Annotated in this window: 22 protein-coding genes and 1 pseudogene; 11 read left to right on the top strand and 12 right to left on the bottom strand. The window is 66.7% G+C overall.

The genetic code is table 11. The annotated features are described in order from the left end of the window. Positions 1 to 270 precede the first annotated feature (270 nt). Positions 271 to 930 carry an alpha/beta hydrolase gene (locus tag ADL29_RS18550; RefSeq protein WP_053924769.1) on the bottom strand — a complete coding sequence of 220 codons (660 nt, stop codon included), beginning with the start codon at positions 928 to 930 and terminating at the stop codon, positions 271 to 273. A 255-nt stretch (positions 931 to 1,185) separates the two neighbouring features. Then, positions 1,186 to 1,836, bottom strand: a complete 651-nt coding sequence (locus ADL29_RS18545; protein ID WP_053924768.1) for an HD domain-containing protein — start codon at positions 1,834 to 1,836, stop codon at positions 1,186 to 1,188. Between the two features lie 71 nt (positions 1,837 to 1,907). On the opposite strand from ADL29_RS18545, the gene ADL29_RS18540 reads away from it, so the two are divergent. Together ADL29_RS18540 and ADL29_RS18535 are read left to right on the top strand one after the other, a co-directional pair. Further along, positions 1,908 to 2,876, top strand: coding sequence for a GlxA family transcriptional regulator (locus tag ADL29_RS18540; protein ID WP_053924767.1), 969 nt, complete (start codon positions 1,908 to 1,910; stop codon positions 2,874 to 2,876). A gap of 41 nt (positions 2,877 to 2,917) precedes the next feature. Further along, complete coding sequence (locus ADL29_RS18535; protein ID WP_211274342.1) at positions 2,918 to 3,166, top strand: hypothetical protein; 249 nt, start codon at positions 2,918 to 2,920, stop codon at positions 3,164 to 3,166. Positions 3,167 to 3,297: 131 nt separating this feature from the next. On the opposite strand, the gene murJ is transcribed toward ADL29_RS18535, so the two are convergent. After that, a complete protein-coding gene (gene murJ / locus ADL29_RS18530; protein WP_078971103.1) occupies positions 3,298 to 4,974 on the bottom strand; it encodes a murein biosynthesis integral membrane protein MurJ in 1,677 nt (558 codons plus the stop codon). A gap of 208 nt (positions 4,975 to 5,182) precedes the next feature. Here murJ and ADL29_RS18525 point away from each other — a divergent pair, with 208 nt between their 5' ends. After that, entirely contained in the window at positions 5,183 to 6,343 is a 1,161-nt protein-coding gene (locus tag ADL29_RS18525; protein ID WP_245689502.1) for an IS630 family transposase, read from the top strand. 95 nt (positions 6,344 to 6,438) lie between these two features. Here ADL29_RS18525 and ADL29_RS18520 read toward each other — a convergent pair whose 3' ends face one another. Beyond that, positions 6,439 to 7,146, bottom strand: coding sequence for a hypothetical protein (locus tag ADL29_RS18520; protein ID WP_053924765.1), 708 nt, complete (start codon positions 7,144 to 7,146; stop codon positions 6,439 to 6,441). Beyond that, positions 7,143 to 7,655, bottom strand: a complete 513-nt coding sequence (locus ADL29_RS18515; RefSeq protein ID WP_053924826.1) for an RNA polymerase sigma factor — start codon at positions 7,653 to 7,655, stop codon at positions 7,143 to 7,145. Before ADL29_RS18515 ends, ADL29_RS18520 begins: the two co-directional genes overlap by 4 nt. 604 nt (positions 7,656 to 8,259) lie before the next feature. On the opposite strand from ADL29_RS18515, the pseudogene ADL29_RS45355 reads away from it, so the two are divergent. Further along, positions 8,260 to 8,487 (top strand): annotated as a pseudogene (locus ADL29_RS45355) (lamin tail domain-containing protein); the annotation flags it as partial. Between the two features lie 127 nt (positions 8,488 to 8,614). Here ADL29_RS45355 and ADL29_RS18510 read toward each other — a convergent pair. Further along, a complete protein-coding gene (locus ADL29_RS18510; protein WP_053924764.1) occupies positions 8,615 to 9,265 on the bottom strand; it encodes an HNH endonuclease family protein in 651 nt (216 codons plus the stop codon). Positions 9,266 to 9,468: 203 nt separating this feature from the next. Here ADL29_RS18510 and ADL29_RS18505 point away from each other — a divergent pair, with 203 nt between their 5' ends. The 3 genes from ADL29_RS18505 to ADL29_RS18500 all read left to right on the top strand — a co-directional run bounded on the left by ADL29_RS18505 (position 9,469) and on the right by ADL29_RS18500 (position 11,396). Beyond that, the gene (locus ADL29_RS18505; protein WP_053924763.1) at positions 9,469 to 9,693 is read left to right on the top strand and encodes a hypothetical protein; all 225 of its coding nucleotides are present in this window, start codon (positions 9,469 to 9,471) and stop codon (positions 9,691 to 9,693) included. A 456-nt stretch (positions 9,694 to 10,149) separates the two neighbouring features. Next, complete coding sequence (locus ADL29_RS43525; protein ID WP_157878530.1) at positions 10,150 to 10,302, top strand: hypothetical protein; 153 nt, start codon at positions 10,150 to 10,152, stop codon at positions 10,300 to 10,302. A 596-nt stretch (positions 10,303 to 10,898) separates the two neighbouring features. After that, positions 10,899 to 11,396: a hypothetical protein gene (locus ADL29_RS18500; protein WP_157878529.1), complete on the top strand. Its 498-nt coding sequence runs from the start codon at positions 10,899 to 10,901 to the stop codon at positions 11,394 to 11,396. Positions 11,397 to 11,452: 56 nt separating this feature from the next. Here ADL29_RS18500 and ADL29_RS18495 read toward each other — a convergent pair whose 3' ends face one another. The 3 genes from ADL29_RS18495 to ADL29_RS18485 form a co-directional block, all read right to left on the bottom strand. After that, the gene (locus tag ADL29_RS18495) at positions 11,453 to 15,541 is read right to left on the bottom strand and encodes a golvesin C-terminal-like domain-containing protein (RefSeq protein ID WP_245689500.1); all 4,089 of its coding nucleotides are present in this window, start codon (positions 15,539 to 15,541) and stop codon (positions 11,453 to 11,455) included. A gap of 75 nt (positions 15,542 to 15,616) precedes the next feature. Beyond that, positions 15,617 to 16,201, bottom strand: coding sequence for a hypothetical protein (locus ADL29_RS18490; RefSeq protein WP_053924761.1), 585 nt, complete (start codon positions 16,199 to 16,201; stop codon positions 15,617 to 15,619). Between the two features lie 107 nt (positions 16,202 to 16,308). Continuing rightward, on the bottom strand, positions 16,309 to 16,788 hold the full coding sequence (locus tag ADL29_RS18485; protein WP_053924760.1) for a hypothetical protein: 480 nt from the start codon (positions 16,786 to 16,788) through the stop codon (positions 16,309 to 16,311). Between the two features lie 968 nt (positions 16,789 to 17,756). On the opposite strand from ADL29_RS18485, the gene ADL29_RS18480 reads away from it, so the two are divergent. Then, a complete protein-coding gene (locus ADL29_RS18480; protein ID WP_053924759.1) occupies positions 17,757 to 19,157 on the top strand; it encodes a competence protein CoiA family protein in 1,401 nt (466 codons plus the stop codon). 817 nt (positions 19,158 to 19,974) lie between these two features. Here ADL29_RS18480 and ADL29_RS46045 read toward each other — a convergent pair. After that, a complete protein-coding gene (locus ADL29_RS46045) occupies positions 19,975 to 20,100 on the bottom strand; it encodes a hypothetical protein (RefSeq protein ID WP_281181888.1) in 126 nt (41 codons plus the stop codon). Positions 20,101 to 20,166: 66 nt separating this feature from the next. On the opposite strand from ADL29_RS46045, the gene ADL29_RS18475 reads away from it, so the two are divergent. The 3 genes from ADL29_RS18475 (at position 20,167) to ADL29_RS46040 (ending at position 22,350) form a co-directional block, all read left to right on the top strand. Next, the gene (locus tag ADL29_RS18475; protein WP_157878537.1) at positions 20,167 to 20,742 is read left to right on the top strand and encodes an SAV_6107 family HEPN domain-containing protein; all 576 of its coding nucleotides are present in this window, start codon (positions 20,167 to 20,169) and stop codon (positions 20,740 to 20,742) included. After that, entirely contained in the window at positions 20,743 to 21,777 is a 1,035-nt protein-coding gene (locus ADL29_RS18470) for a hypothetical protein (protein WP_053924758.1), read from the top strand. 417 nt (positions 21,778 to 22,194) lie between these two features. Next, on the top strand, positions 22,195 to 22,350 hold the full coding sequence (locus ADL29_RS46040; RefSeq protein WP_281181887.1) for an ATP-binding protein: 156 nt from the start codon (positions 22,195 to 22,197) through the stop codon (positions 22,348 to 22,350). 40 nt (positions 22,351 to 22,390) lie between these two features. On the opposite strand, the gene ADL29_RS18460 is transcribed toward ADL29_RS46040, so the two are convergent. Both ADL29_RS18460 and ADL29_RS18455 read right to left on the bottom strand, forming a co-directional pair. Further along, positions 22,391 to 23,092, bottom strand: coding sequence for a hypothetical protein (locus ADL29_RS18460; protein ID WP_245689498.1), 702 nt, complete (start codon positions 23,090 to 23,092; stop codon positions 22,391 to 22,393). Positions 23,093 to 23,181: 89 nt separating this feature from the next. Continuing rightward, positions 23,182 to 23,439 (bottom strand): hypothetical protein, encoded by a 258-nt coding sequence (locus tag ADL29_RS18455; RefSeq protein WP_078971101.1) that lies wholly within the window; start codon positions 23,437 to 23,439, stop codon positions 23,182 to 23,184. Positions 23,440 to 23,456: the final 17 nt, after the last annotated feature.

Below are 23,456 nucleotides of genomic sequence, written 5' to 3'. Positions count from 1 at the left end.
CGACAGGACCTGCGCCTGCTTTGCTGCGGGTACGCCACCACCGCGCCTATCTGCGCGACTTCTAACATGCGAGCCCTGAAAAGGGGGACCTGACAGGTCCGAATCCGGTGGATCGCGGCAAGTATGGCTCAAAGATCGAGCTTGAGGCGGGCGCCGCTGTCGATCAGCTGTTGCAGGGCCTTCGGGATGGCCTCGGTGCCGACCAGATGGGTTCCGGGGGTGGGGACGAAGTGTGCGTTCGGCTCGTACAGCGTGGCGTTGCCCCTGTCGTCAGCGGTGCGAGTTCGTGGTGCTTCTGGCGGGAGCGTCGAACTGTTCGGCGATCCAGGAGGCTGCGAACGTGGTCCAGGCCGTCGCGTCGCCGGCCCCTTGGGCGAGCCCGAGACTGTGGGGGCCGTGCGCGAAGACATGGGCTGTGTGCGGGACGTCGTGCGCGGCCAAGGCCGTGGCGAGGCGGTAGGTGTGCTCCGGAGGGACGTAGATGTCCTCGGCGGTGTGCCACAGGAAGAACGGTGGTGATTGGGCGGTCACGAGCTTGTCCAGCGATGTCTCACGCCGCTGGTCCGGTGAGGCGTCCTCGCCGAGCAGGATGATCCGCGCGGGCCGGTAGGTCTCGGTCTCCATCGACGTGATCGCGTAGCCGAGCACGGCGAACTGGACCGACTCGTGCGGGTCGGCGGTCGGTGCGAGCGCGGCGTGCCCGGCCAGGTGCCCTCCTGCGGAGAACCCGATCAGGCCGATGCGCTCGGCGCCCTGTTCGTGGCGGCGCCGGATCTCGGCTCGCAGCGCCAGCAGGGGCTCGGGATGGCGTGCATGGAGCGGGTACCGGAACACGCTCGCCGAGATGCCGAGCCCACCGAGCCAGCTGGCGATCGGCTCCGCTTCGTGTGCCGCATGCGCCGCGTACCCGCCGCCGGGGAGCACGATCATGTGGATTGCCGCAGCCTGAGCTGCGCCGACGTCTGCGCGGTGGGACCGCGTCGGTTCGGGCTGATTCCTCACCACTGAACCTCCGTATGCGTCCATGGGCGGCGTCGCCGGCCTGCTCCCGTGGGACCGCACCCAGGTCATGAGCCAGCCGGACGCCCCGGCATCACGCGAAGAGGTGAGCGCGCAGATCTGGTGCACAGCGGCCCGTCGGGAGTGCCCGGTGCCGACGCTACGCCCTGCGGCGTGGTGTCGCCGTCAGGAGCCCCAGCGGGAGGCTCGCGCCGCGAGTTCGAGGGCGGTAACGGCGCCGGGTTCGCCTCGTTCGCGGAGGAATTCGCCTGGGACGGTGTAGCGGGCACCGGCCTGCGGGGAGCGGGCGGCCTGCCGTACGACGTCGTCGACCAGCACAGTGGCCATGTCCAGCCGCGGGTAGCAGCCGTGGAGCGCCTCGCCCTGGGCGTCGGTGACGAACTCGGTTCCGAAGCCGATGTCGACTCCGATGCCCCGGCGGGTGAGGTAGGCCAGCACGCCACGGCGTTCGGCGATGCCGTCCGAGGTGTGCAGGGCGATCGCCTCCCACACCGGGTCGGTCTTGTCGGCGCCATAGCCGTGCTCGGCGAGGAACCGGGCGGCCATGTCGGCGCCTTCGACCTCGAAGCGCGCCTGGCCCGGGGCCGACGGCGAGGCCCCGAGGTCGTGCAGGACGCAGGCGTGGAAGAGGAGTTCTGCGTCGAAGTCGACGCCGGGCTTCAGCCCTTCGTGTTGGGCCAGCAGCGCGGCGAACACGTAGCTGCGGATGCTGTGGTTGGCGACGGGCTCGCTCTCGCGTGACCGAACGAGCGCGACGGCGGCACGGGCGACGGGAGTGTCAGGCAGTGCCGTCAGGCGGCTGGCTTCAGTGTCCATGAGGCGACCGTAGGCGCGTATCGGACTCAACTGTCAGTGGCGCATGTGCCATGTATCGATAGGATAGTGCCATGACGGGTCGGGTATCAGGCGGGGGACACCACGTGGTCGTGGTGGCCCTCGAAAACGTCCTCGCGCTGGACATCGGGATCCCCTGGCAGGTCTTCGGGAGCTGGCGGGACGGCCCGTACACGCTCACGGTCTGCGCCGAACGGCCCGGCCCCGTCCCGGTGCACGGCGGCCCTGCGTTGTCCGTCGCGCAGGGTCTGGACTGCCTGGCATCCGCCGACACAGTGATCGTCCCGGGCTACCTGGAGCCGGACGTGCCCGGCGCCGAGGTGACCGCCGCACTGGCGGGGGCGGCAGCCCGCGGCACCCGCATGGTGTCCATTTGTACCGGCGCGTTCGCCCTCGCCGCCGCCGGTCTGCTCGACGGCCGCCGGGCCACCACGCACTGGCTGTACGCGCAGGCGCTGGCTCGGCGGTACCCAAGGGTGACGGTCGTGCCCGAGGATCTGTACATCGACGAGGGCCAGGTGCTCACTTCAGGTGGCGTGTCCTCCGGCCTGGACCTGTGCCTCCACCTCATCCGCCGCGACCACGGCCCTCACCTGGCGAACCAGCAGGCCCGCCTGCTGGTGGCCGCCCCGCACCGCACCGGCGGCCAGGCCCCGTTCATCGACCTGCCGGTGCGACCCGAGCCATCCGGCAGCCCTGCTCTGTACGACTGGGCCCTGCGCAACCTGCATCAGCCGCTTACCGTCGACCAGTTGGCGCGCCGGGCCGGCGTGTCCCGCCGGACCCTGATCCGCCGCTTCCACACCGACACCGGCCTGCCGCCCATGCGGTGGCTGCTCGACGCCCGGCTTGCCCGCGCACGCGAACTCCTCGAATCCGGCGACCTCACCGTCGAAGCTGTCGCACGCCACTGCGGCCTGGGCACCCCGGCCAACTTCCGGACGCTGTTCAAGGCGCACGTCGGGGTACCGCCGCGCACTTACCGCGAGACATTCAACTCCGCTGCTGTGAACGGCCGTTGACCCCTTGATCCTGGTAGGTCGCCGCCGGTCGCGAAATCCAAGTGCTCTACGCCGACCTGGAGCGAGGTCACCGGCTGGAGGAGGAGCGGCGTGCGCAGGGCGTGTACTCGGCCCGCGAGCTGCTTCGCATAGCCACGGCGGAGGCGGCCGACCATGTCGAGCGGTTCGTCGCGGTGTACCGGCACGCCCCCGCGGATCCGGCGGGCAGCGGCGTGTACGAGGCACTCGTACGCCACTTCACCGACTACGCACTGGCGTTCATGGCCCGCGGTGGCCCGGAAACCAGGTAACTACCTGGCCTTTCTCGGACTGGAAGCCGCTCTCTGCTGCTACAAACGACTACTCAAGCTGGCCATGTAGGACACGGTCTAAGTGGTCAGCTCCGGAAGTCCGTCGGGGGTTGACTTCGATGGTTCCAGGTTCACCCCAACCCGGGGAGGCTGCGCAGCTCCGCGATCCGCGAGATCCGTGCAAAGAGCAGGAATAGCAGGACCATCGCAATGCCGCCCGCAGCGAGCGAAAGCGCGGGAGTCCAAGAGGCTGATGCCAGGTTCTGACTGCAGGAGTGGGCGATGAGCCACCCGGCGCCCCCAGCTGCGGTGGCAGCTGCGGTGAGTTTTGCGTAGGTACGGCAGATTCGCCGCCCGTCGAGTAGTCCCTCTGTGCGTCGCCGCAGGCGCAAGGCGGTCAGTAGTAGGCCGATCGCGTAGGACAGCGCGTAGGCAGCGGCCATTCCCGTGACCGCCCAGCGCGGGGGCAACAGAAGGTGGCATGTCGTGGCGAGAGCGATGTTGACGGCGCTGATCCACACTGCCATCCGGAACGGGGTTCGGGTGTCTTCGAAGGCGTAGAAGCCGCGCAGCAGGAGGTACTGGGCGGAGAATGGGATGAGTCCCAGGCCGAAGGCTTGCAGCATGTGCCCCAGAGGGACGGTGGCGGCCGCCTTGGCGGTGCCGTGGGCGAACAGCAGTTGTGCGATCTGCGGGCCGAAGGCGAGGAAGAAGAAGGCGGCCGGGACGATGATGACGCCGCTGACCCGCAGCGCGCGGGACAGGTCGGCGCGCAGGTCGTCGATCCTGTGCTCCGTCACCGCCCGGCTCATGCGTGGGAGCAGGGCTGTCACGAGGGAGACAGTGACGATCGACTGGGGCAGCGTCCAGATCTGCTGGGCGTAGCTGTAGGCGCTGTAGCCGACGCCGTCGTGAGGCAGAGCGGCGTCGGCGGCGGAGGCCAGGCGGGTAACCACCGTGCTGGCCACGAGGTTGGCCAGTACGAACAACAGGGTCCAACGGGCCGCGTTCACACTCTTGCGCAGGCCGGTTCCTCGCCAGTCGAAGCGCAGCCGGAATCGGAAGCCCGCCGCGAGGGCGTAGGGGATCAAGGCGAGGGCCTGGAGGGTCAGTGCGAGTGTGGTCCCGGCCCCGAGCAAGCGGACCTGGGTGTCTGTGATGTCCGAGACCTGTTCTGGGGCGGTCATCAGGCCGAGGTAGAGGCCGAACATGGCGATCAGGACGAGATTGTTGAGGACCGGCGTCCACATCATCGCGCCGAACCGGTCCCGGGCATTGAGGACTTGACCGAAGATACTGAACACGCCGTAGAAGAAGATCTGTGGGAGCAGGAAGCGAGCGAAGACCACGGTCAGCTCGAACGCGTCGTGCGTAGCGGGCGTGTCGCGCTGGTAGACACTGATGATCTCAGGGGCAGCCCACGTCGCCAGTGCCGTCCCCACGCCGAGGACGCAAAGCACCAGACTGACCAGGCGTTGCTCAAAGGCGGCGCCGCCGTCGGGGTCTTCCGAGCGGGCCCGGACCAGTTGGGGAACCAGGACAGAGTTCAGCGCGCCGCCGATCAGCAGGAAGTACAAGCTGGTCGGCACCGTGTTGGCCTGGTTGTAGGTGGTGGCCAGCAGCCCGGTGCCCAGCGCAGCACCCTGCAACACCATCCGTATCAGTCCCGTGGCACGCGAGGCCACGGTGCCCGCTGCCATCAGCGCAGACGAACGCAGCAGTCCGCCACCGCCTTTCGCCTTCTTTGGGGCGGCGTGCCTCCGTCTTGTAGACCGCTCTATCCGATTGGGCGACGTCTCCTCGATCATGGGAACAATCTACGATCCAGAGCTCGCCTGTCTGGAGGGCCTCGAGTTCGAGGTCCAGGACGCACCGCCCAGGGCTCCTTGGCTCCAGCACTGCGCTGCATCTCCTGCCCGATCCCCGCCCGCCGCGACGTGTGGGTCCCGCCCCGGCGGCGGGCGGGGCAGGCTACGGTTTGCCAGTGATCCACTTCGGCCGATCGGTTCGCCCGCCATGCCCGTCCGCACTGCCTGTCCGATAGCCCTGAGCGCCGCCGAACGAGTGCGGTTGAAGAAGATGGCCTACGGCCACAAGACCGAGCACCGGCTGCGGGTGCGTGCGCAGGTGGTGCTGCACGCCGCGCGCGCCCGCTCCAACGCGCGCATCGCCCGGGAGACGGGGCTGCACCTGGACACCGTACGCCGCTGGCGTGGCCGGTTCGCCCAGGCGGGCCTGCCCGGGCTCAAGGACCGTCAACGCTGCGGGCGTCCCGCCTCGTTCACCCCGCTGCAGGCCGCCGAGGTCAAGGCGCTGGCCTGCCGGATGCCCGCCGAGACCGGAGTGCCGATCTCACGCTGGTCGTGCCCGGAACTGGCCCGCGAGGCCGCCCAGCGGGGCATCGCCACGTTCATGTCAGCGTCCACCGTGCGCCGCTGGCTGGCCGAGGACGCACTCAAGCCTTGGCACCACCGCTCCTGGATCTTCCTCACCGGCCCCGGCTTCCGGCTGAAGGCCGCCCGGGTGCTGGACCTGTACGCCCGCACCTGGCAGGGCGAACAGATGGGCGATGACGAGTACGTGATCAGCGCCGATGAGAAGACCTCTATCCAGGCCCGCTGCCACCCCACCCTCGCCCCCGGCAAGGCCCGCGCGATGCGCGTCAACCACACCTACGGACGCGGCGGCGCCCTGGCCTACCTCGCCGCCTACGACGTCCACCACGCCCGCGTGTTCGGCTGTACCGAGCCCAGGACCGGCATCGTCCCGTTCATGCACCTGGTCACCCAGGTCATGAGTCAGGAGCCCTACGCAAGCGCGAAACGCGTGTTCTGGATCGTCGACAACGGCTCCTCTCACCGCGGGCAGAAAGCCGCCGACCGGCTGGCCGCGGCCTTCCCGAACGCCGTGATGGTCCATACTCCCGTGCACGCCTCCTGGCTGAACCAGGTGGAAATCTACTTCTCCGTCGTCCAGCGCAAGGTGGTCTCGCCCAACGACTTCACCAACCTCACCGAGGTCAGGGACCGGCTCCAAACCTTCGAAGACCGCTACAACGCCGCAGCACAGCCGTTCCAGTGGAAGTTCACCACCTCCGATCTGGACGATCTACTGGCCAGGCTCGACCGGCACACCGCCGATCACCACGAGGAATCCTCCGCCGAGGCGGCAACGTGATCAACCCCCGAAGGATTTACGGATCCGACCACTAAGTGGGTCGGTCTCTCCGCTGTAGCGAAGAGACCGACCCACTCCTGCGCTCGAGGGTGTGGTCAGGTGGTGGCCGTGAGTTCTTCGATGCGGGTGGCGAAGTCGGCTTCGGGGAGGGGGAGGTCGACGTCGTCGACGAATCCGAGGGCGTCGGGGACGTAGGCGATGACGGCGTTGGCTGCCGCGGAGACGCCTGCGTTCTCCTTTCGCAGGACGTCCAGAATCCTCAGGGCGGCGACCAGGTCGCTGCAGTGGGCGAATTCGGGGGTGGAAGGGTCGCGGACTTCGAGTCTGGCCTGGTCCCGCCAGAGCTTGGCTTCGTGGCGCTCGCCGAGGGCCATGTGGTGCAGGTATAGGCAGCAGGCGGCTCCGATGTCTCCGGCGCCGGCGGCGAACTGCCACCAGAATTGGGCGCTGTCGGATCGGTTGGCCAACTGCAGCACGCATCCCAGTACGCGGGCTGCTTCGGGCTCGAGGATGCGGCGGGAAAAGAACGTGCTGAGCTTGTGCAGGTCCCGGGCGACGACGGTCTCACACAGGGTGTTCAGGTGCCGGGTGTGGACGCGGTGGGGCAAGCCGGCGCGCTCCGCGGCCCGGGCCGCGGCGGTACGGGCGGGTTCCATCTGGTCGTCGAAGGACAGTGCACCTTGCCACATCCGTTGGTTGATGCGTGCGGTCAGTCGAGCCTCGGCTGCCGGGGTCCCTGTGTAGGGGCGCCTGGGCAGCCGGGCCTTGGCCAGTGCACGGTCGAGTTCGTGAGATGCGCTCATCGTTCCTCCTTGTCAAGGCCCAGGGCGCGCTGCAGTCGGTGCCGGGCGTAGCGGGTGGTGGAGCGGACACCCGCTGGGGTGACGCCGAGGATGTCGGCGGTCTCCTGGGTGCTGTAGCCCAAGCAGTACTGCAGGACGATCACATCGTGCTGCCGCTCGGGCAGGGCCTGGATCGCGGTGTAGATGTGCATGCTCTCCGACAGCTCGCCGATCGGGTCGACCGCGTCGCGCAGCGCCGCGGTTTCGAAGGCAGCCTGGTCAACTACGGTCGGGCGGCGGCCGCGTGCACGGGCAAGGTCGATGGTGCGGTGCTTGACCACCACCCAGGCATACGCGTTGGGGTTCTCCTGCTCCAGGACGTCCGACCAGCTGAGGTAGAGCTGCTCGAAAGCCTCGTCCACGGCTTCCTCGGCGTCGGCGAGATTGGCCAGATAGAGCTCGGACCAGTGGATGTAGACCCCTCGGAAGAGTTCGTGGAAGGCCCGGAAGTCGGCGGGCAGTTCAGTCATGGGGAGCGTCCGGAGACGGCGGTTGCGGGTCACCGCTCACCTCCTCGGCTTGGACGCCGGCCTCGCAGCTCTGACAGGCCCATCAGTACGCCGGCGGCCGCGGCACGGCGTAGTGCGGCCAGAGCGTCCCTACCGAAGACACGCGCGGCCATCGCCGCCGTCAGTAGGTCGCCAATGAGATGAAGCTTCACGGACTTGGGAATCCCCTCCGGTGGTGAGAGAGACGTCCTCCCCTACGCCTCAGAGGCACCTCGTTGTCCCTCTGCCCCTATAGCGTTCGTCGGCCCCGGATCGTGCAACGGGTAACCGGAAAATCTTATGGAGCGTCTCAGCCCGCGCGGGGACCTGCCGGGTCGAGCGGGGCGCCGCGATAGAACCACGTGGGTGTTCCCCTTGGGGCGCCTGGATGGATGTATAGGGAGTCGCATTGACGCTGTTGAGCGCGGGGGAGTGTGCGCCTGGCACGGTGCTGTTGTGTATATGTCTGTGTTTCGTAACACCAAACCGGATTTCTCCTGGCAAGGCATGAAGTGGCGTCACTGTGTGGGGGCCCGGTCGAACCGGCCGGGCTTCCGGTTTCCGGCACCACGGTGGGGTGCGTTAGGGCTGGACCCTCTCCGACAAGTCCGGTCACACCTACCGGTTCGGCAACGTCCGCCTGGCCGGCCGCAGCCAGGTCCGCGTCCACACCGGCATCGGCCGCGACAACCGCTGGGACCTGTACCAGAACCGTCGCGCCTACGTCTGGGACAACGACGGCGACACCGCCACCGTGCGCAACGACCACCGCCGCATCGTCGACTCCAAGACCTGGGGCCGCCACGCCCACTGACCACTCTGCGGGCAAACCGGTGAGACCTGGTCACCATCACCGGGCCACTACGGTGCGCCGCAGGCTTCTGCCTGCGGCGCACCGCCGTGTTCAGACCTCCGGAATCGCGCCGCGCCGGGGCGGCGCGCTACACCCGGTCGTACTCCACGTCGGTGTCCTCGCAGTCGACCGCGCGTGCGCGCAGGGTGTCGCGTTCGTCGCGGTCGACGGTCAGGGACCAGCGGAGTTTGGTGGCGACCCAGTCGGCGAGGTAGGTGCACTGGGCGTCTGCGGCCGGCGGCATCCACGTGGCCGGGTCCTGGTCGGCTTTCTGGCGGTTGCTCCTGGCGGTGACGGCGACCAAGGAGCGCTCGGAGCCGAGGTCGTTGGCGTAAGCCTGGCGGCGGGCTGCCGTCCACTGCGAAGCGCCGGAGTCCCACGCTTCGGCGAGGGGCACCATGTGGTCGATGTCGAGGCCGGAGGGGCCCTCGACGACCTTGTCGTCGTAGTAGGAGGACCACGTGCCGCCAGTAAGCTTGCACCCGGCAGTGACGGTCGGCGGGGTGAGGGCTTCAGCGAGAAGGACCTCGTTGCGGGTGTTGCAGCCGTCCTTGTCTTCGTCGATCCAGTGCTTGAACTTGGAGCGCTCGTAGCCGTCGCGGGACTCGGCGGCTTGGGGGAGGGCTTTGATGGCGTCGTGGAGGCTGAGCGTCTCGGCAGCATGCGCGGGGACGGTTGCAGCCAGGGGCAGCAGGGCGAGGGCCGCCGCGGCGAGCGCGCGGACAGTCGTCTTGATCATGGTGTTTTGATATCGCCAGCGTGTCGGCGGCTGTGCGGAATCCGGATGGCGGTCACTCGGGGGAGTGGGTAATCATACCGGCCCCGATAAACTCGCGCTGATGTCCATGCATGACCAGCTGGAGACAACAGGCCCGTGATACGGAATCAGCTCCACGAGATCGACGTCCTGGAGCAGGAAGTCATTGGCGCGGCTCCAAGAAGATGGTCGACGGCTCCCTCGACCCCGCGGACGGCGCCTTCCGGATCCGGCGGGACGTCGCCTGGGAGCTCGACTACCCCGACGCGCTGCACCCGCTCGTCGTGTGCGCGCACAACCTCGACGACTGGGACGAAAACTGGAACGTTCCTGTCGAAAAGCTCAAGAACGATGCGGTCGTGGCAGCCGCACACTTCCTGAACCACCAACTACTGGCCGAGGACGACTGACTGCCAGCTTGGGTTCCTCAGTTGACGTGCCCGATCGCGATGGGTAGACGCATCTGCGGGCCGTGGCGCTCCTGGCGTCCCTGGGCGAGACCATGTCGGCCGTCGTGCTCGGCCGCGTGGCGCCACCGACGAGCCTCAAAGGGGGACTTGGGACGGCGATGGCCTGGACAGGTTCCTCTCCTCCCTGGCCGAAGGCTTTCGGGGGAGGGAGCGCGCACCTGGCACTCGTTGGAATACGGCCTGACGATCTTGGCGGAGCGCCTTTCCCGCGGCCGCCCCCCGTTATAGGGGCTTCGGTGAGACGGCGAAGCCCCGCCGGCGCTTGGGTTCTAATGGTCGGCCTGCAGTGTCCGTCGGGGGCTCCGCCGTACTCCAGCTCCCCGCTTTCGAGTGCACGGAGGCGTCCCGAGAAGTGCCCTCACCCAGAGGACTTGGTTGCAGGGGCGGTGCGACACGGTGGTGACGGCCACCATGGATGAGGTGCTGCCGGTCCTGAATCGAGCCGACGACGAGTTGGGGGTGTCGCTGGCATTGGCGCTGCGGTCGATGAGCCTGAGCCTGTTCATGTGGGGTGAGGTGCGTACATCGTTCGCCGACGCGCGGGCATAGCTCGCCGCGGCAGAGCGCAACAACCGCCCGGTACCGGTCAGCCAGCGCCTGATCTCCCCTGCGGACGTGCATGAGGCGCCCGGCGCACGGGCGGAGGCGCGGGCGGTGGTGCTGCATGCTGCGGGAGACAGGCAACACGCTGCTGCTGGCGTTGACGTTGACACGGATGGGGTCGGTCGCGGATGACCTCGCGGAGGAGGATCGCTGCCAGCGCTAGGCGTTGGCGCTGCACGCAGGCATCTCGAGGAATGATGCGCGCTGCCCTGAGCATGACGAGAACCTTGGGCTGTCTGGCCTTCAGCCCATGGTGTTCTTGGGTGCGGCCGGGTGTGGGGCTCGCTGCAGGGGGACAGTGCCCGCGAGGCGGTGAGGAGGGGCCTGCGATAACGGGCGTCGACGGTGGGAGAACAACACCCTGCACGGCGTCATCTGACCCGGAGCTGGAACCTCCTGACCGACGGCGCCGTGGATGATAGAGGAATGCTTGACGAACCGCATGCCCGTACACCAGATAACGGAGGACCGTGGTGCGGAAATGGATAGCACGATCTGTCGCAGTAGCGGCGCTGTTGGCCCTCGCAGGGTGTGGCACCGGTATGTCATCGGCAGACCGCAAAGACGCGAACCGCGCGGAAGAAGCAACGGAAAAGCGCATGATGGGCGTTGCGAAAGACTTCGACAAGGCCGTCGACGGCTTAGCACTCAAGGACCGCAAGGTAGACAAGGGCTGCGAGGAGAAGTCGCCGAACCTCGACCCGCATCCGGCGGACGCCCCCGAGGTCAACTGCAAGGTGAAGATTGTTTCCACGTATTCGACGCGCCTGAGCCCGTCCGAGGTGGTATGCGCTGTACGGAAGCATCCCGAGGTGATCAAGTGGAGTTCCCCGAAGCGCGGCGTATGCGGCGATCCCGACGACGTCATAGGTGATACGCACTTGATTCAGAAATACCGCATTCACAATGTGATGTTGAAGTGGACTCCGAAGAAGTCTGGAGAGTATGTGCTGGAGCAGAGTGAAGGCTACTTCTATTGCGAGAAGGGTGACGACGACAAGCAATATTGTCATGAAGGAGACTGGGATGTTGTCCGGTAGGAAGCAGCATGCCCCGGTCGTTGATCCGGCCGGGGCATGCTTGTCTGGCTAGCGGCTCAGTACCAGCCGTTCAGGCTCCGCTCCAGGACGTTGGCGTACAGGCGTGCGCCGCCGATCTTCGGGTGGAAGGACTGGGCCGACAGACCGTACTCTCCGAGAAGAGGGAAGTCGATCTTCGGTTCGTCGCTGTCGACCGTCTTCAAGACGATCCCGTGGATCGACTCGGGATCACCGCAGATACCCTTTCCGGCGAACTCGGAGATGGGGTTGGCGTACTTGACGTCAATACCCTTGGCCTTCGCGTCCGCCGCCGCTCCTTCCATCTGCGTCGCCAGGGTTTTGGCGACACTCTTGAGCCATACATTCGACTGCGGTGAGATGCCGTACGGCAGGAACTCGTCGAGCTTGATGCAGCTCGCGTCGCCGGAGATCAACTCCGGGTAGCCCATGAGCGTGATCTTTGCGTTGGGCGCCTTCTCGTGGATCTTCTGCAGGGTGGAAGTGATGTCGGTGCGGACGATGTCGGAGATCAAACCGGGGACGGCGGCCTTCATGGGCTGATTCTGATATTTGCCGTCACGGTTCTCGCCCGGGGTGGAGTCGATGTCCGCGTCGTGGTCCCTGAAGGGGCTGTCAGCGCAGTTTTTGTCTCCAGCGAGGATGCATGCCTGGATGATCGGAGTGAACCGGGAGTCGTTGCCGCCGATCGACATGGTCACCAGGGTCGTGTTCTTGTCGAGGTAGCCAGACTCGAGCTGGGGAAGTTCCCCGTACTCGTTCTTCTTGGTGATGTTGTAGGTGCGTGCACCGGAGCAGGCCACCATGTGGTAGTCGAGTGACGCGTCCCGCCCGTCGGCCATCTCCCCGATGGACTTGCCGGCCCCGGGCAGTTTCGCCTGACGCGACCATGCCTTGTCGGAGCGGTGGCAGGCGTCACGGGCCGACTTGTTCTGCGCGTCCCGGTAGTTGGTCTCCGGGTAGTAGTTGGCGTTTCCTTCCGAGGCGCCTTCGCCGGAGGAGAAGGAGTCGCCCATGGCCACCACGAAGTTGGCAGGCTTCTTCGGGAGCGGCTGGAAGGCTACGGCGTCCCAGGCAACGTCTTCGTTTCCGGCGCCGTCCTTGGTGAAGTTGGTCAAGGAGATGCTGGGCTTGCCGGTGAAGTTGAAGACCCCCAGGGGGACCCAGGTGTTCTTGCCGATGCGCTGCTGTACGACGCGGGTGGTGCTGGAGGAGGAGTCGGTCCCACCCACCTCGTAGGAAGCCTGGCGGGTGTGCGCCCCGTGGTCGGGGATGTGCACATACGCCCGCGCCCAGCCGCCGATGTTCTGGTTCAGGGTCCAGGTGCCGGTGACCTTCATCCGCCCGGCATTGCCCGGGTAGGACTCAGGCTTACGGGTGTGGGCGAAGTAGAAGTGGTTCTGGTACCCGGCCCCGATCTGATGGGTGTCGATCTTGGACGGGAAGGCGCCGTTCCACTCAGGGAAGGAGAACTTGAACGTGCCGTGCGAGGAGATCGATCCGCAGAACCGTGATCCGTCTCCTGCGGGGATGGATCCTGCCTGAAGGTCGTCAATGACGAGGCTTCCATTGGGCAGGCCGTGGGAGCAGCGGGGCGGGTAGGCGTTACCGTCGGGCTGCTCGGGGTAGGTGGTGTTGAAGCGATGGACGCCGTTGCCGCAGTCTGCGGCGGTGTCACAGTTTTTCCAGGCGGGTGCGGTTTTGTTCCACCAGCAGTGCAGCCGGTGTGGGTTGGTTTCGTCGCTGCCAGTGTCCAGGGTGCAGGCGCCTTGGCCCTGGTCGTTGGAGTCGTTTTCGCTGATCTTGCCGGGGTTGCAGAAGTTGGACTCGTTGCAGAACAGGTCGACGGGCGGCTTGGCGGTGTTCCGTGCGATGTTGTTGTTCCACCACGCGGGACGGTAGCCGGCCTGGAAGTCGCCGGGGGCGAAGAGCGCGGAGATGGGGCGCCCGGCCCAGCCGATGACCTTCTCCTCGTACGGCCAGTCCTGAGGGTGGGCAGCATGACTGTAGTCATCGCCCACGCCGTCAGCGGCCGTCAGGAAGGGGAGGCGGTTGGACTTCCACAGCGGGTTGGCGGGGTTGTTGGTCCAGCCCAGGCCCCAGTGGGTTTCCTTGCCCTTGGGGTGGAAGCCGGAGTTGTAGGCCCACAGCGCGAAGAACCAGTTTTCGATCCACTGGGGCTTGCCACCATTGAGGGTCAGGCCCGCGTCGTAGGTGTCGTTCCATTTCTCGGACAGGATCTGGGCTCCGGCCGCGATGTTGGCGGCGTAGTCCAGCGCGATGGCTTCCTGCTCGAGGGGCGTCTTGGTGGTCTGGCCCTTGTCAGGGAGACGCATGCCGTCGGTGGCCTGGGTGATGCCGTAGCCGCAGTCGGCCTTCGACCAGTCGATTTTCCACGGGTCGAGCTGGTCGCCGTCGGCGCTGTACTCGATGCCGTAGTAGTTGCCGATCAGGGAGTTGGCGGTGACGCCGGGTACGGCGTAGCGGGTGGCCTGCCACATGTTGGACTCCTGCGCAGTGATCCCGAGGAGGATCTGTGCGGGGATGTGCCAGTGGTCGTTGCCGTCGGCGTCTTCGGGGTCGAGTTTGTGGTTGGGGTCACCGGAGAGCACGAAGCCGGGGAACAGGCCCTGGGGGCTGTAGCTTCCCATGCCGGTGTTCTTCCAGTTCGCGGAACGGGTGATGTTCAGCTTGCCGACAACGGCCTGGTCCACAGCCCATTCGACCTGGCGGGGCGTGGGCTGGAACGCCTGCTTTTTGAAGTCGTTGCGCGGTACGGAGCACGTACGGTCGTCCTCGACCGGGTTGGTGGGCGAGCCGGCGGCCAGGGCCTGTGTGCGTGCGGTCTGCGTGGACGGGCCGGTGGCCTTCTTGCGTCCAGGCAGTGTGGGCGAGGGCCCCGTTCCGTTCGCGTCCTGACGCGAAGCGTCGGGGTGAGCATCCAGGGTGACGGTTCTTCCGCTGGCCAGGACGTGCAGTGTGGTGCGGGCGGTGCGTTCGCTCAGCGCTTCCTCGGGCCGGATCCGGCTGTCCTTGCCGTCCGCCCATGCGGTGGTGACCGCGGCTTGGGCATGGGTGGAGATACGGGCACCCATGGCGATCTTGCCGGGGTTCTTGACCGTCTTCGGCAGCGCGGTCTTGGTGGTGGCCTTCCCGGTGATGACCACCGTGCCGCTCGCTGAGGCGTCCAGGTCCCAGGCGGAGAGTTTTCCGCTGGCGAGAGTGACCGGCGTGGAACGTCCCTTGGTGATCTGAGCGGAGGTCAGATGCTGGGCGCTGCTGATGGAGTTCTTCTTGACGGTATCGGCGGTGCGGTCGATGTAGGTGACGCCGCTGTCCGAGTCGGTCTTGATCTGGAAGGGAGAGTTGTTGCCGACTGCCAGAGTGGTGAGCTTGCCGCCCGCGGCCTTGACGAGTTCCTTGCCGTGCGCGGCGATGATGCCGTGGCGGGTGGGGATGGCGGAGGTGACCTGTCCGGGGTAGGTGACGGGCTGGGCGGTCTTCCCGGTGGCCGCATTGACGGTGATCAGGCGTGTCTGCTGCTTCTTGTCGCCGTCATGCGAGAGCTGGGAGAACACGGCGCTGTCACCGGTTCCGCAGCCGGGGGAGAAGTAGGCCAGTGTCGCCTGATAGGGCAGCTTGGTGACCTTGCCGGTGGCCAGGTTGACGACAGCGGTGAACGCGCCGCGCACCATCAGCTCAGGCTTGTTGGTGAAGGTGCGCGGCGCGTAGGCGACGGCGGCGTACTTCCCGGATCCGGTGACGCAGGCGTTACCGATCCAGGCGTCGGTGTCGAAGCCGTCCTCAGACAAGGTGGCTACGGTCTTCCACGCGTAGCCGTCCCTGGCGTTGGCAGTCAGCAGGTGGAAGCCGGTTCCGTCACCGGAGGTGGTGAATGCAGTGTCCTTGGAGGACGCGTAATTCTTGCCGAGGATGCGGGCGCGGTCCTCGGCGTCGATGGCGCTGGGCTTGTCGACGTCCTGGGTTTTGGGCTGCTGCCACTGCGCCGCGCCCTTGGGCGGTGTATCAGAAGCTTCTGCCTGGAGTGAGGACAGGGGTATCAGGGTCGCCCCGAAGGCCAGGGCCGTGCACAGGTGCACGGCGGTCTGCCGTCTTAATCGTTTCACTGCGCTCCTTGGAATGAAGCTGGGCATAGGCAAGCCGCACCGCCCGCATGGTGCGGGGTGGTGCGGCTTGGGTTCCTAGTTGCAGGCGCCGACGGTGAAGCTGCCGCGCGCAAGGTCGCTGCTGGTCTTCGTCTTCTTCATGAAGAAGTAGTACTTGCCGCAGTAACCATGGGTTTGGCGGACCGGTCCGGCGTAGGTGGCGTAATAGCCGGCGTCGGTGGCGCAGGGCGTGTCGACGTAGTTGTCGCACAGGGTGGCGCTGAGGTACATCGACTTGCCGGAGTAGTTGCCTTCGGAGTAGAGGAGGCCGCAGGTGGGGTCCTCGTAGAAGCCGTTGTCCGGGATGTCCTTGTACCAGGAGTAGGCGGTGACTATCGGCACGCCACCTGAGTCAGTGATGCGCTGTGCGCCGCCGGAGTGGGTGTAGCCGCTGCCGCAGGGGTTGCTTCCCATGAGGCGTTGGGCGCCGAGAGGGCTGCCGTGTTCCCGGGCGAAGAGCTTCTCGGCTTCTTCGGGGCTGTACTCGATGGTGTAGGTGCCGTCGGCATTCTTCGTGGTCCTGCTTTCTGCTGCGGAGGCCGGACTGGCCATGGCCGCGGTGGCAGCGAGGAGCAGCAGGACGGAGAGAACTAACTTGGTGGTGCTGCGCAGGACGCGCATCGATCCCCCTTGCGATGTAGTCCTCCTGACCCAGGGAACATTCGATCTCTTGTTCGTGGGTCAGGTGGGTGGATCCTTACAGATCGGGGGCACACCTGTCCTGCGGTTTATGGCTTTTCTGTGATGACGTTGTAAATGACCACATGCGGAGTGTCGCCCTCCTCGATGCTGGTACCGCCCTCGTCACGGGCCGTATAGACACCGGAGACGGTCTGGCCGGGCTGCACTGTGTCGGTCCTGACCTGAAGGAATGCCAGGTAGCCCCGCGGGCCGATCAGTCGCACGTTGACCTCGTACCGTGCTGGTTTCTTCCCGCAGTTGGGCACATCGACGCCGAGGAGGAACCCGTTCGTATCCTTCTGGCGTACCGGGGCGGCAATGCGTACGCCGTCCTTCTCCGCTGCGGGCGCCGCGGCCTTGGGGTTCTTCGGTGGGCAGTGCGGTGACGGTCTGGAGGTCGGTGCGGACGTCTTGGTGGCGGTGGCGACCGGGTGCGCGTCGCGCTTGGCCGACGGGGAAGTGCAGGCGGTCAGAGTGAGCGCGCAGGCGGTGAACGCCAGCGCTGTCCGCGATATGGGCTTGAACAAGACTCCAGATCCTTCTACTTGACGGGCATGGCACGCGAATGGCTGGCATGGGATCCTGCCACGGCTCCGCTCGAGTTGCCGACGGCCCCTGGAATCCCCCACGACGCGGTGCGGGCCTTTGATCCGGCGTCGGCGCTGCTGGAGTGGGCCGGAGGGCTGGGTGCGGTGCGGCGGGCCGGGGTTGAGGGGACGGGTGCCTTCGGGCGGCCTGTCCCGCTGCCTGTTGGCCCAGGGCGTGGAAGTGATCGATGTGAACCGGCCCGACCGGACGGACCGACGCCGCTGCGGCAAGTCGGATCCGCTCGATGTCCAGAACGCGGCCCGGGCGGTGCTGAGCGGGCGGGCGTGCGTCCATGCCAAGTTCAGGCGATGGACCGGTGCAGATCGCCCGGATGTACAAACTCACGAAGGGCTCGGCCGTCAAAGCCCGTACCCAGGCCATCAATCAGCTCAAGGGCCACCGCGCAAAGAAGCGGTCCTGCTCCTCGGAAGGGAGGGCAGACAGCATCGGATCAGCCCCTTGCGGAATCCGGTATGCCACTGACAGCGGCACACCACGGGATGTGCGCCGCAGCGGGCCCCCGGCCCGTGGAGCGGGGCCCGCTGCTATATTTCCGCTCCGCGGCGCGGTGGTACGAAGCGCGAAGCGAGCCATCGGGCGGCTTCGTGCCAACGGAGTTCGAGGTTCGGCTGGGGTGCCTGCATCAGATGCGCAGGCAGCTGCCGCTGGGGCTTCCTTCGTGGTGCCCGGAGGCGGTCGTGGTAGCGCGCGGTCCCGACTTGGACCCTCGCCCCATCGGGCCCTCTCCTTGCTACCTGCCCAGAAGCCGCGTGAGGGCTACCAGGAGACCGCCGCCGGTTAAGGGCGTTGGGGTCAATAGATCTGACCTCGTCTGGAAAACGACTGTCCGTGCCGCCTGGTATTCGCTGTCCTGTCGGATACACCGGATCGCCAGGAGGCGCGATTCATGCCCTTCACCGCGCTGCACGCTGACTTCGGCCGCCTTAACGCTGCCCTCCCCGGCCTCGGGCACAACCTGGACTGGTCCCAAGTCCACAAGGCCCGCCCCCGCATACCGCTCACCTGCCCTGAATGTGAATGGGCCCTGCACGCCAAGGTCTCGCCTTACGGCGTGCGGTTCTTCTGCCACGATCCCGGACGGCCGCCGTCGTGCAGCCTGACGAATGAGTCATGGGAACACCACATGCTCAAGCTGGAAATGGCAGCCGCGATCCGGGAGGCCGGATGGTTCGCCGCGCTGGAGGTGCCGGCCCAGGACGGCTCATGGCGCGCGGACGTCATGGCCATCTCCACAGACGGCTCCCAGCGCATGGCATGGGAGGCGCAGCTGTCCCCGATCACCTTGGATGACATCCGCGCCCGCACCGAGCGCTACGAAGCTGAGGCGATTCGGGTGTGCTGGGTCTCCCCGCACGAGAAACCGCCGCAGTGGATCAGCGCGGTGCCTGCAGTCCGGGTGCGCGCGCCGCAGGGCAGGGGGCAGGGCTGGGTTGTCGATGACGGCATCGCGGGTTTCGACTACGCCGCCGGCGGCTGGAGCTTCCGCGAAGAGCAGCTGGAGCGGTTCGTGCGGTGGGCGCTCCACGGGCAGCTCGTCTCCGTCGAAAGCTATCCGCGCTACCGGCGGGTCTACCGCACCGTCGACGACAAGCAGCTGCGGTTTCGGCGGAGCCGATGGTGGACATCCCTGCAGTCGGCCGACGCGCAGACGAAGCACGAGCTGATGCGCCAGCGCCAGGAGGCGGCGAAGGAGGAACGCGAGGAGGCAGAGAAGCAACGGCAAAAGGATCTGCAGGAGCAGGAGCGGGTCCGGCGTGCCGAGGAGGAAGAACGCCTTCGCAAGCAGCGGGAAGAAAGGGCCGAAATCGCGTGGCGGGAGACGCAAGGCAGGTGGGCGGAAGCCTACGCGCGCCGTGCCCGGCAGCAGGCCGAGGAGGAAGGACGCCTCGTCCGGGAGAAGGCCGAGCAGGAGGAGAAGGAGCGCCACGCTCTGGAGACAGCGAACGTGTGGTGGCGCCGGCTGTCGAAGGAGCAGTCCGAGGAGCTGTTCGCCGTGGTCGCCGAGCGGGCCTGGCGCGAGGACAAGCTCCGGGTGGAGATCCCCGAGATTCCGCGGATGTCACGGCAATACGCCTACGGAGTACCGCTCTACACCCAGGGCAAGCGCCGCTCCCTGTACGGGATCGTGCGTCCGTGCCCCGGTCTGGTCCCGGTCTCACCCCAACTGGAGCTCGAACACGCCTTGGTCCGCAGCGCCCAGGAAGCCCAGGAACTGCAGGAGGCCGGGCACGAGGGCCGGATCACCCATTTCGACCTTCCCGAGCACGAGCAGCTCGCCATGTGCTGACGTCCGCCCTGGGACTCGTCTATTGCGCTTTGAGCGAGACCCGTTCTCGTGAACAAAGCCACGACGGCTTGTTCCGGGGGAAGTTCATGTGTGACGGGTTACGACGGCGTGCAGTATCCGGTGTGGGCACCCTTGTACTCCGGCTCTCCGCCTTCGAGGACACGGAGCAAGGATGCGGTGACGACACGTGTGCTACGCCCGATGCGTAGCACTCGGTACGGGAACTCACCGCGGCGAACAAGGTCGTAGCCCTTCGCCCGCGAGAATCCGGGCGCTGTCACTGTCGTGCACCTGGACTTTGTACCCCTCATGCTCTGGAGGCGACATCCGGCTCGCCGTCGGCCGCGTCCAGCGTTGGTGCGTAGGCCGTCCAGGTAGTCGGAACCGTCTTCTGGCGTCCACGTGGTCCAAGTCTGGAGCGTTTGACCTGGTCAGGGCCTTGTGGTTCAGGAGCGTCGACACTGTTGGTGACACGCGCGTGACAGGTGTGACCGATGTGGACCCCCGTCGGCTTGATCCGGCGGGGGTCTCCGCGTACGGGGACGGGCCCGGTTGAGCGGTGGTCGACGGGGTTTGCTCTGCTCCGGTTAGCTGTGCGCGATATCCTCGGGCCGATCGCGCGGCCTCACGCCACCACTGGTGAGAGCGCCGTGTGCACATTCGTGTCGGCTTCGGGGGTGGGATGGCGTCGGGTAATGGTCGACAATCTGCGGTCAAAGAGGGTGCTGTTTCGGATGGCCATGGCGGCGTTATCCGTTTCACCTATGGGAAGGACGTCAATGACGTCCTTGGGACCTCTAGGGCAGTCGCTCAGTGCCTAGCGGAAATTCGCCTCCACCTCGCGGCTGGTGCGGACGCCCAGACCGTTAAGGCTGTGGCGCTCGTATACCGCGCGTTCGACGAGATCGCCGATGCGGAACGAACGGTTGGAACGGTCGCACACCAGCTGGATGATGCTTTGGCAGCCACCAGCGTCCCAGAGGCGCTGATATCGCGCCTTCGAGAGTTGATGGATCTCGCTGCGGGAGCCCGCAGGCGTCAGGGGACCGTTCCTCGTCCTGCGATGGAGCTGTTGGCCCAGGCAGAGGCTGGCCTGCAAGAGGCATCTGAGATGGAGTCTGCGAATGGTCGTTTCGCCACGGCTCATCTGGCAGCACTACGCACCGCCGCCGCCGTGCTTGCTGCCCGAGGGCGGCCGGAAGGCGCGAGCGATGGATGCCGCAGGCGGATCCGCAGCGCATGGGAGGTGCTTCCTGAAGTAGCTCCGGAGCTGACCGAGTGGAGCGTTCTATTCGCGGCTAGGGCTCAAACGCGCGCTCGCGCCGAGGCCGGCCTCCCGGGCGCGGCGAGTATGCGCGAAGCGGAGGACCTGCTCCGCGATGCTGGGATGTTTCTCCGGATTAGCCAGCGGATACTCCTGTCTGACTCTCGGCAGCTTGGGGATCTGCGACTGTCGGACCCGGAGCCCGCGTTCCGAGACGCCGAGGAGCGCGCAGCGCTCGAAAGCCCACCGCTTGACATACCCCTTGGTCACACCCCGCCGGGCCCTCCACTGGGCGATGACGACGATGAATGGGACGAGTAGTTGGGGGATATCGCCAAGGGCGTTCTCGGCGGCGGGTGGAGCCTGTTGGTCGGCTGGATCCTGCCGACAGCCATCAACTTGGGCATTCTGGCCATCACCATGGGGCCCAGCCTGCGCCAGGCTCCGGTGGCGAACCAGATATTCACTGCCTCACCGGGCGCCAAGGCACTGCTGTTACTGATTGCTTCCGTATTGACGGGCCTCATCCTCAATGCCTTGCAAGTCCCCCTCTATCGAGTTTTGGAGGGGTACCTGCTCTGGCCGGCGCGACTGTATGCGCGGCGCAGTCGCCACCACCGCAAGCGCCGTAGCGAACTGGCCGATGAACTGACACGGACGCGCCGCGCGCGTCGGGCCGCAGCTGAGCGGGTGCAGTCGGCAGGCACTGCACCGAGGCCAATTGCCCCTGACGGAGAAGCCCCAGCCGTGCCGGATCCACGCGACGAAGTGCTAACAGCGACGCAGCAGGCGCTGCTTGGTGAGCGGCTGGCCAGATATCCGGTGCAGGACGACCAGGTCACTCCTACTAGGCTCGGCAACGCCATTCGGCGCTTGGAGGAGTACGGATATGACCGGTATCGCCTAGATTCTCAGGTGCTTTGGAACGAGCTCACCGCGATGGCACCCGAGCAAGCTCGCCGGCAGGTCGACACCGCGCGCACCAGCGTTGACTTCTTCATAGCCCTGCTGTACGGGCACGCAGTCCTCGTCGCCATGGCCCTGTGTGCCACATCGGTTGATAGTGCCGATCCTCCAGTTCTCCTCGGCACGGCCAGCGTCCTCTGTGTTCTGTGCCCGCTTTGGTATCGAGCCGCGGTTGCAGCGACTGATGAATGGGCGGCAGCCGTCCGCGCACTGGTCAACCTGGGGCGTCACCCATTGGCTCAGGCCATGGGCCTTGACCTGCCACAGGACATCGCAGAAGAGAGGGAAATGTGGCGGATGGTCTCTCGGATGTCCCGTTCCCGGTTCCACGACCGAGCTGTCGCTTTGAACCGCTTCCGTTCCCCGCCCGGCACGGGCGAGCCTCGGTGAACGACCGCCCGGTGACGACGGGAGTCAGCGCTGGCATCTGTGGGCGAGTTGCGTCTCGCGGATGCGACTTCTCGTCTGACGTGGACGTGGAGGCGGGCCGAACAGCTGCTCGCAGGATCGTCTTGCCGTGGTCCCAGGCGGGGTGGACGAGGTGCTCGTATACGTCGACCGTAGTTTTGATCAGCCGCGTCGACCCCGCGCCCCTGCGGGGATGCTCTGCGGATGGTGATGGTGATCGCTCCTGCGGGGCCGTCGACCCCGCGCGCGACTCCCACGGCGCCGAGGGACGCATCCGCGCGGCCCGTCTCTCCTCCCGCAAGTCGCTGGGGGACTTCGACTTCGACCACTAACGATCGGTGAAACGCGAGGTCATTGCCTATCTGGGGGACGCTGGACTTCGTCGTCGGGAAGGAGAACGTGATCTTCCTGAGGCCGCCCGGCATCGGCAAACCCCAGCTCGCCACTGGCCTCAGTATCCGGGCCTGCCAGGCTGGTCACCGGGTCGCCTTCGCAACCGCCGCCCAGTGCGTCACCCGCCTCGCCGAAGCCCACGGTGGATTCGCGCGTCGCTGACACCGTCGCACCGTCAATGACGTGCGAGGCGGTCTGCTGGTCACGCCTCGTGCGGCGGCTGGGGCTGCGCTGGGTTTGGGGTGATGAACACCGCGAGGCAGCGGAACTCGCTACCTGGGCCTTCCAGCTGGGTGTACGGACGCCAGGCAAGCATGTAGGCGCTCCGCAGTACTCGGGTGTTGTTTGGGAAGGAACCGCCGGCCCACAGCAAGGTGCCGCTGAGTTCGCGGCCGTGGTGGATGCGGAAATCCTCGTCCCTGGTGGGCATCCTGCGTTGCCTGGGGCGCCACAGGGCCGCCTCGTTTGTGATGAGCAGGGCCAGCCCGTTCTGGTCCTCGCGGTCGCAGAAGCGTTCCAGCCTTCCTACGTCCCGTAGGAAGTCCCTACGAGCGACGTCCGGCGCGTTGTGTCCGCGCAAGGCGTACTCCTCGGGCGGCATCCCTGCTGTACCCGACCACTGTCGGGTCACGTATTTGAACTCGATTGCCGTACGGCCCGCCGGCCCCAGGCATAGTAGGTCCAGGTACTCCGAGGCGTCGCTTCCGCGCACCGGGACCTCGAGACGGCATCTGACCTCCGGTGCGACCTCACCTACCGCGAGGGCGAAGCTGTGCTGGAGATCGGCCTCGGAGTGGAATACAGGCCGCCGCGCGCGTAGACACTCCAAGACTTCGTCCAGCGTGGCGCTACCCGCGATCGTCTCCAGGGTGGCGGGCGGGGGTTCTGGTATAGACGTGGCCACGACGCCATTGAAGACTGTGCGGCCTGTCGTTGTCAGCTGATTGTCGATCACAGTCGACAGGACGTCGGCTCCGCGCGATGCGGAACGATCTAGCCCGCCACCGTCTCTTGCGCCTGCCCCGTCTCCTCAGCCGTCCGCTCGGCCAGCACGTCGGTGGCCGATCGGCCGAGCCACTCCCTGATCGCCTCGGTGCCCCCGTAGGTGTTGCCGTCGTCGATCACTGTGGCTTCGCGGGTGAACGCCGTGATTGCGGTGGCGGTGTCGTGGGCGCGGTGCGCTGTCAGGTAGTGGGTGATCACCTCTGGCAGGGTGTCCGGGGTGCTGGTTCGGGGCTGGTTGTCGTGCATGACGCTCCTTGGGGTGG

Source organism: Streptomyces chattanoogensis (assembly GCF_001294335.1).
Lineage (GTDB): Bacteria > Actinomycetota > Actinomycetes > Streptomycetales > Streptomycetaceae > Streptomyces > Streptomyces chattanoogensis.
The sequence above is the reverse complement of the archived record's forward strand: the minus strand, read 5'-3'. Positions and strand labels throughout refer to the sequence as shown.

Bases quoted from the DNA above. Each gene is read 5' to 3' on its own strand.
- ADL29_RS18550 (WP_053924769.1), bottom strand. From the start codon at position 930: ATGATCGTGCTCCCCGGCGGCGGGTACGCGGCGCATGCGGCACACGAA.
- ADL29_RS18545 (WP_053924768.1), bottom strand. From the start codon at position 1,836: ATGGACACTGAAGCCAGCCGCCTGACGGCACTGCCTGACACTCCCGTC.
- ADL29_RS18540 (WP_053924767.1), top strand. From the start codon at position 1,908: ATGACGGGTCGGGTATCAGGCGGGGGACACCACGTGGTCGTGGTGGCC.
- murJ (WP_078971103.1), bottom strand. From the start codon at position 4,974: ATGATCGAGGAGACGTCGCCCAATCGGATAGAGCGGTCTACAAGACGG.
- ADL29_RS18525 (WP_245689502.1), top strand. From the start codon at position 5,183: ATGCCCGTCCGCACTGCCTGTCCGATAGCCCTGAGCGCCGCCGAACGA.
- ADL29_RS18520 (WP_053924765.1), bottom strand. From the start codon at position 7,146: ATGAGCGCATCTCACGAACTCGACCGTGCACTGGCCAAGGCCCGGCTG.
- ADL29_RS18515 (WP_053924826.1), bottom strand. From the start codon at position 7,655: ATGACTGAACTGCCCGCCGACTTCCGGGCCTTCCACGAACTCTTCCGA.
- ADL29_RS18510 (WP_053924764.1), bottom strand. From the start codon at position 9,265: ATGATCAAGACGACTGTCCGCGCGCTCGCCGCGGCGGCCCTCGCCCTG.
- ADL29_RS18505 (WP_053924763.1), top strand. From the start codon at position 9,469: ATGGTCGACGGCTCCCTCGACCCCGCGGACGGCGCCTTCCGGATCCGG.
- ADL29_RS18500 (WP_157878529.1), top strand. From the start codon at position 10,899: ATGTCATCGGCAGACCGCAAAGACGCGAACCGCGCGGAAGAAGCAACG.
- ADL29_RS18490 (WP_053924761.1), bottom strand. From the start codon at position 16,201: ATGCGCGTCCTGCGCAGCACCACCAAGTTAGTTCTCTCCGTCCTGCTG.
- ADL29_RS18480 (WP_053924759.1), top strand. From the start codon at position 17,757: ATGCCCTTCACCGCGCTGCACGCTGACTTCGGCCGCCTTAACGCTGCC.
- ADL29_RS18475 (WP_157878537.1), top strand. From the start codon at position 20,167: ATGGATCTCGCTGCGGGAGCCCGCAGGCGTCAGGGGACCGTTCCTCGT.
- ADL29_RS18455 (WP_078971101.1), bottom strand. From the start codon at position 23,439: ATGCACGACAACCAGCCCCGAACCAGCACCCCGGACACCCTGCCAGAG.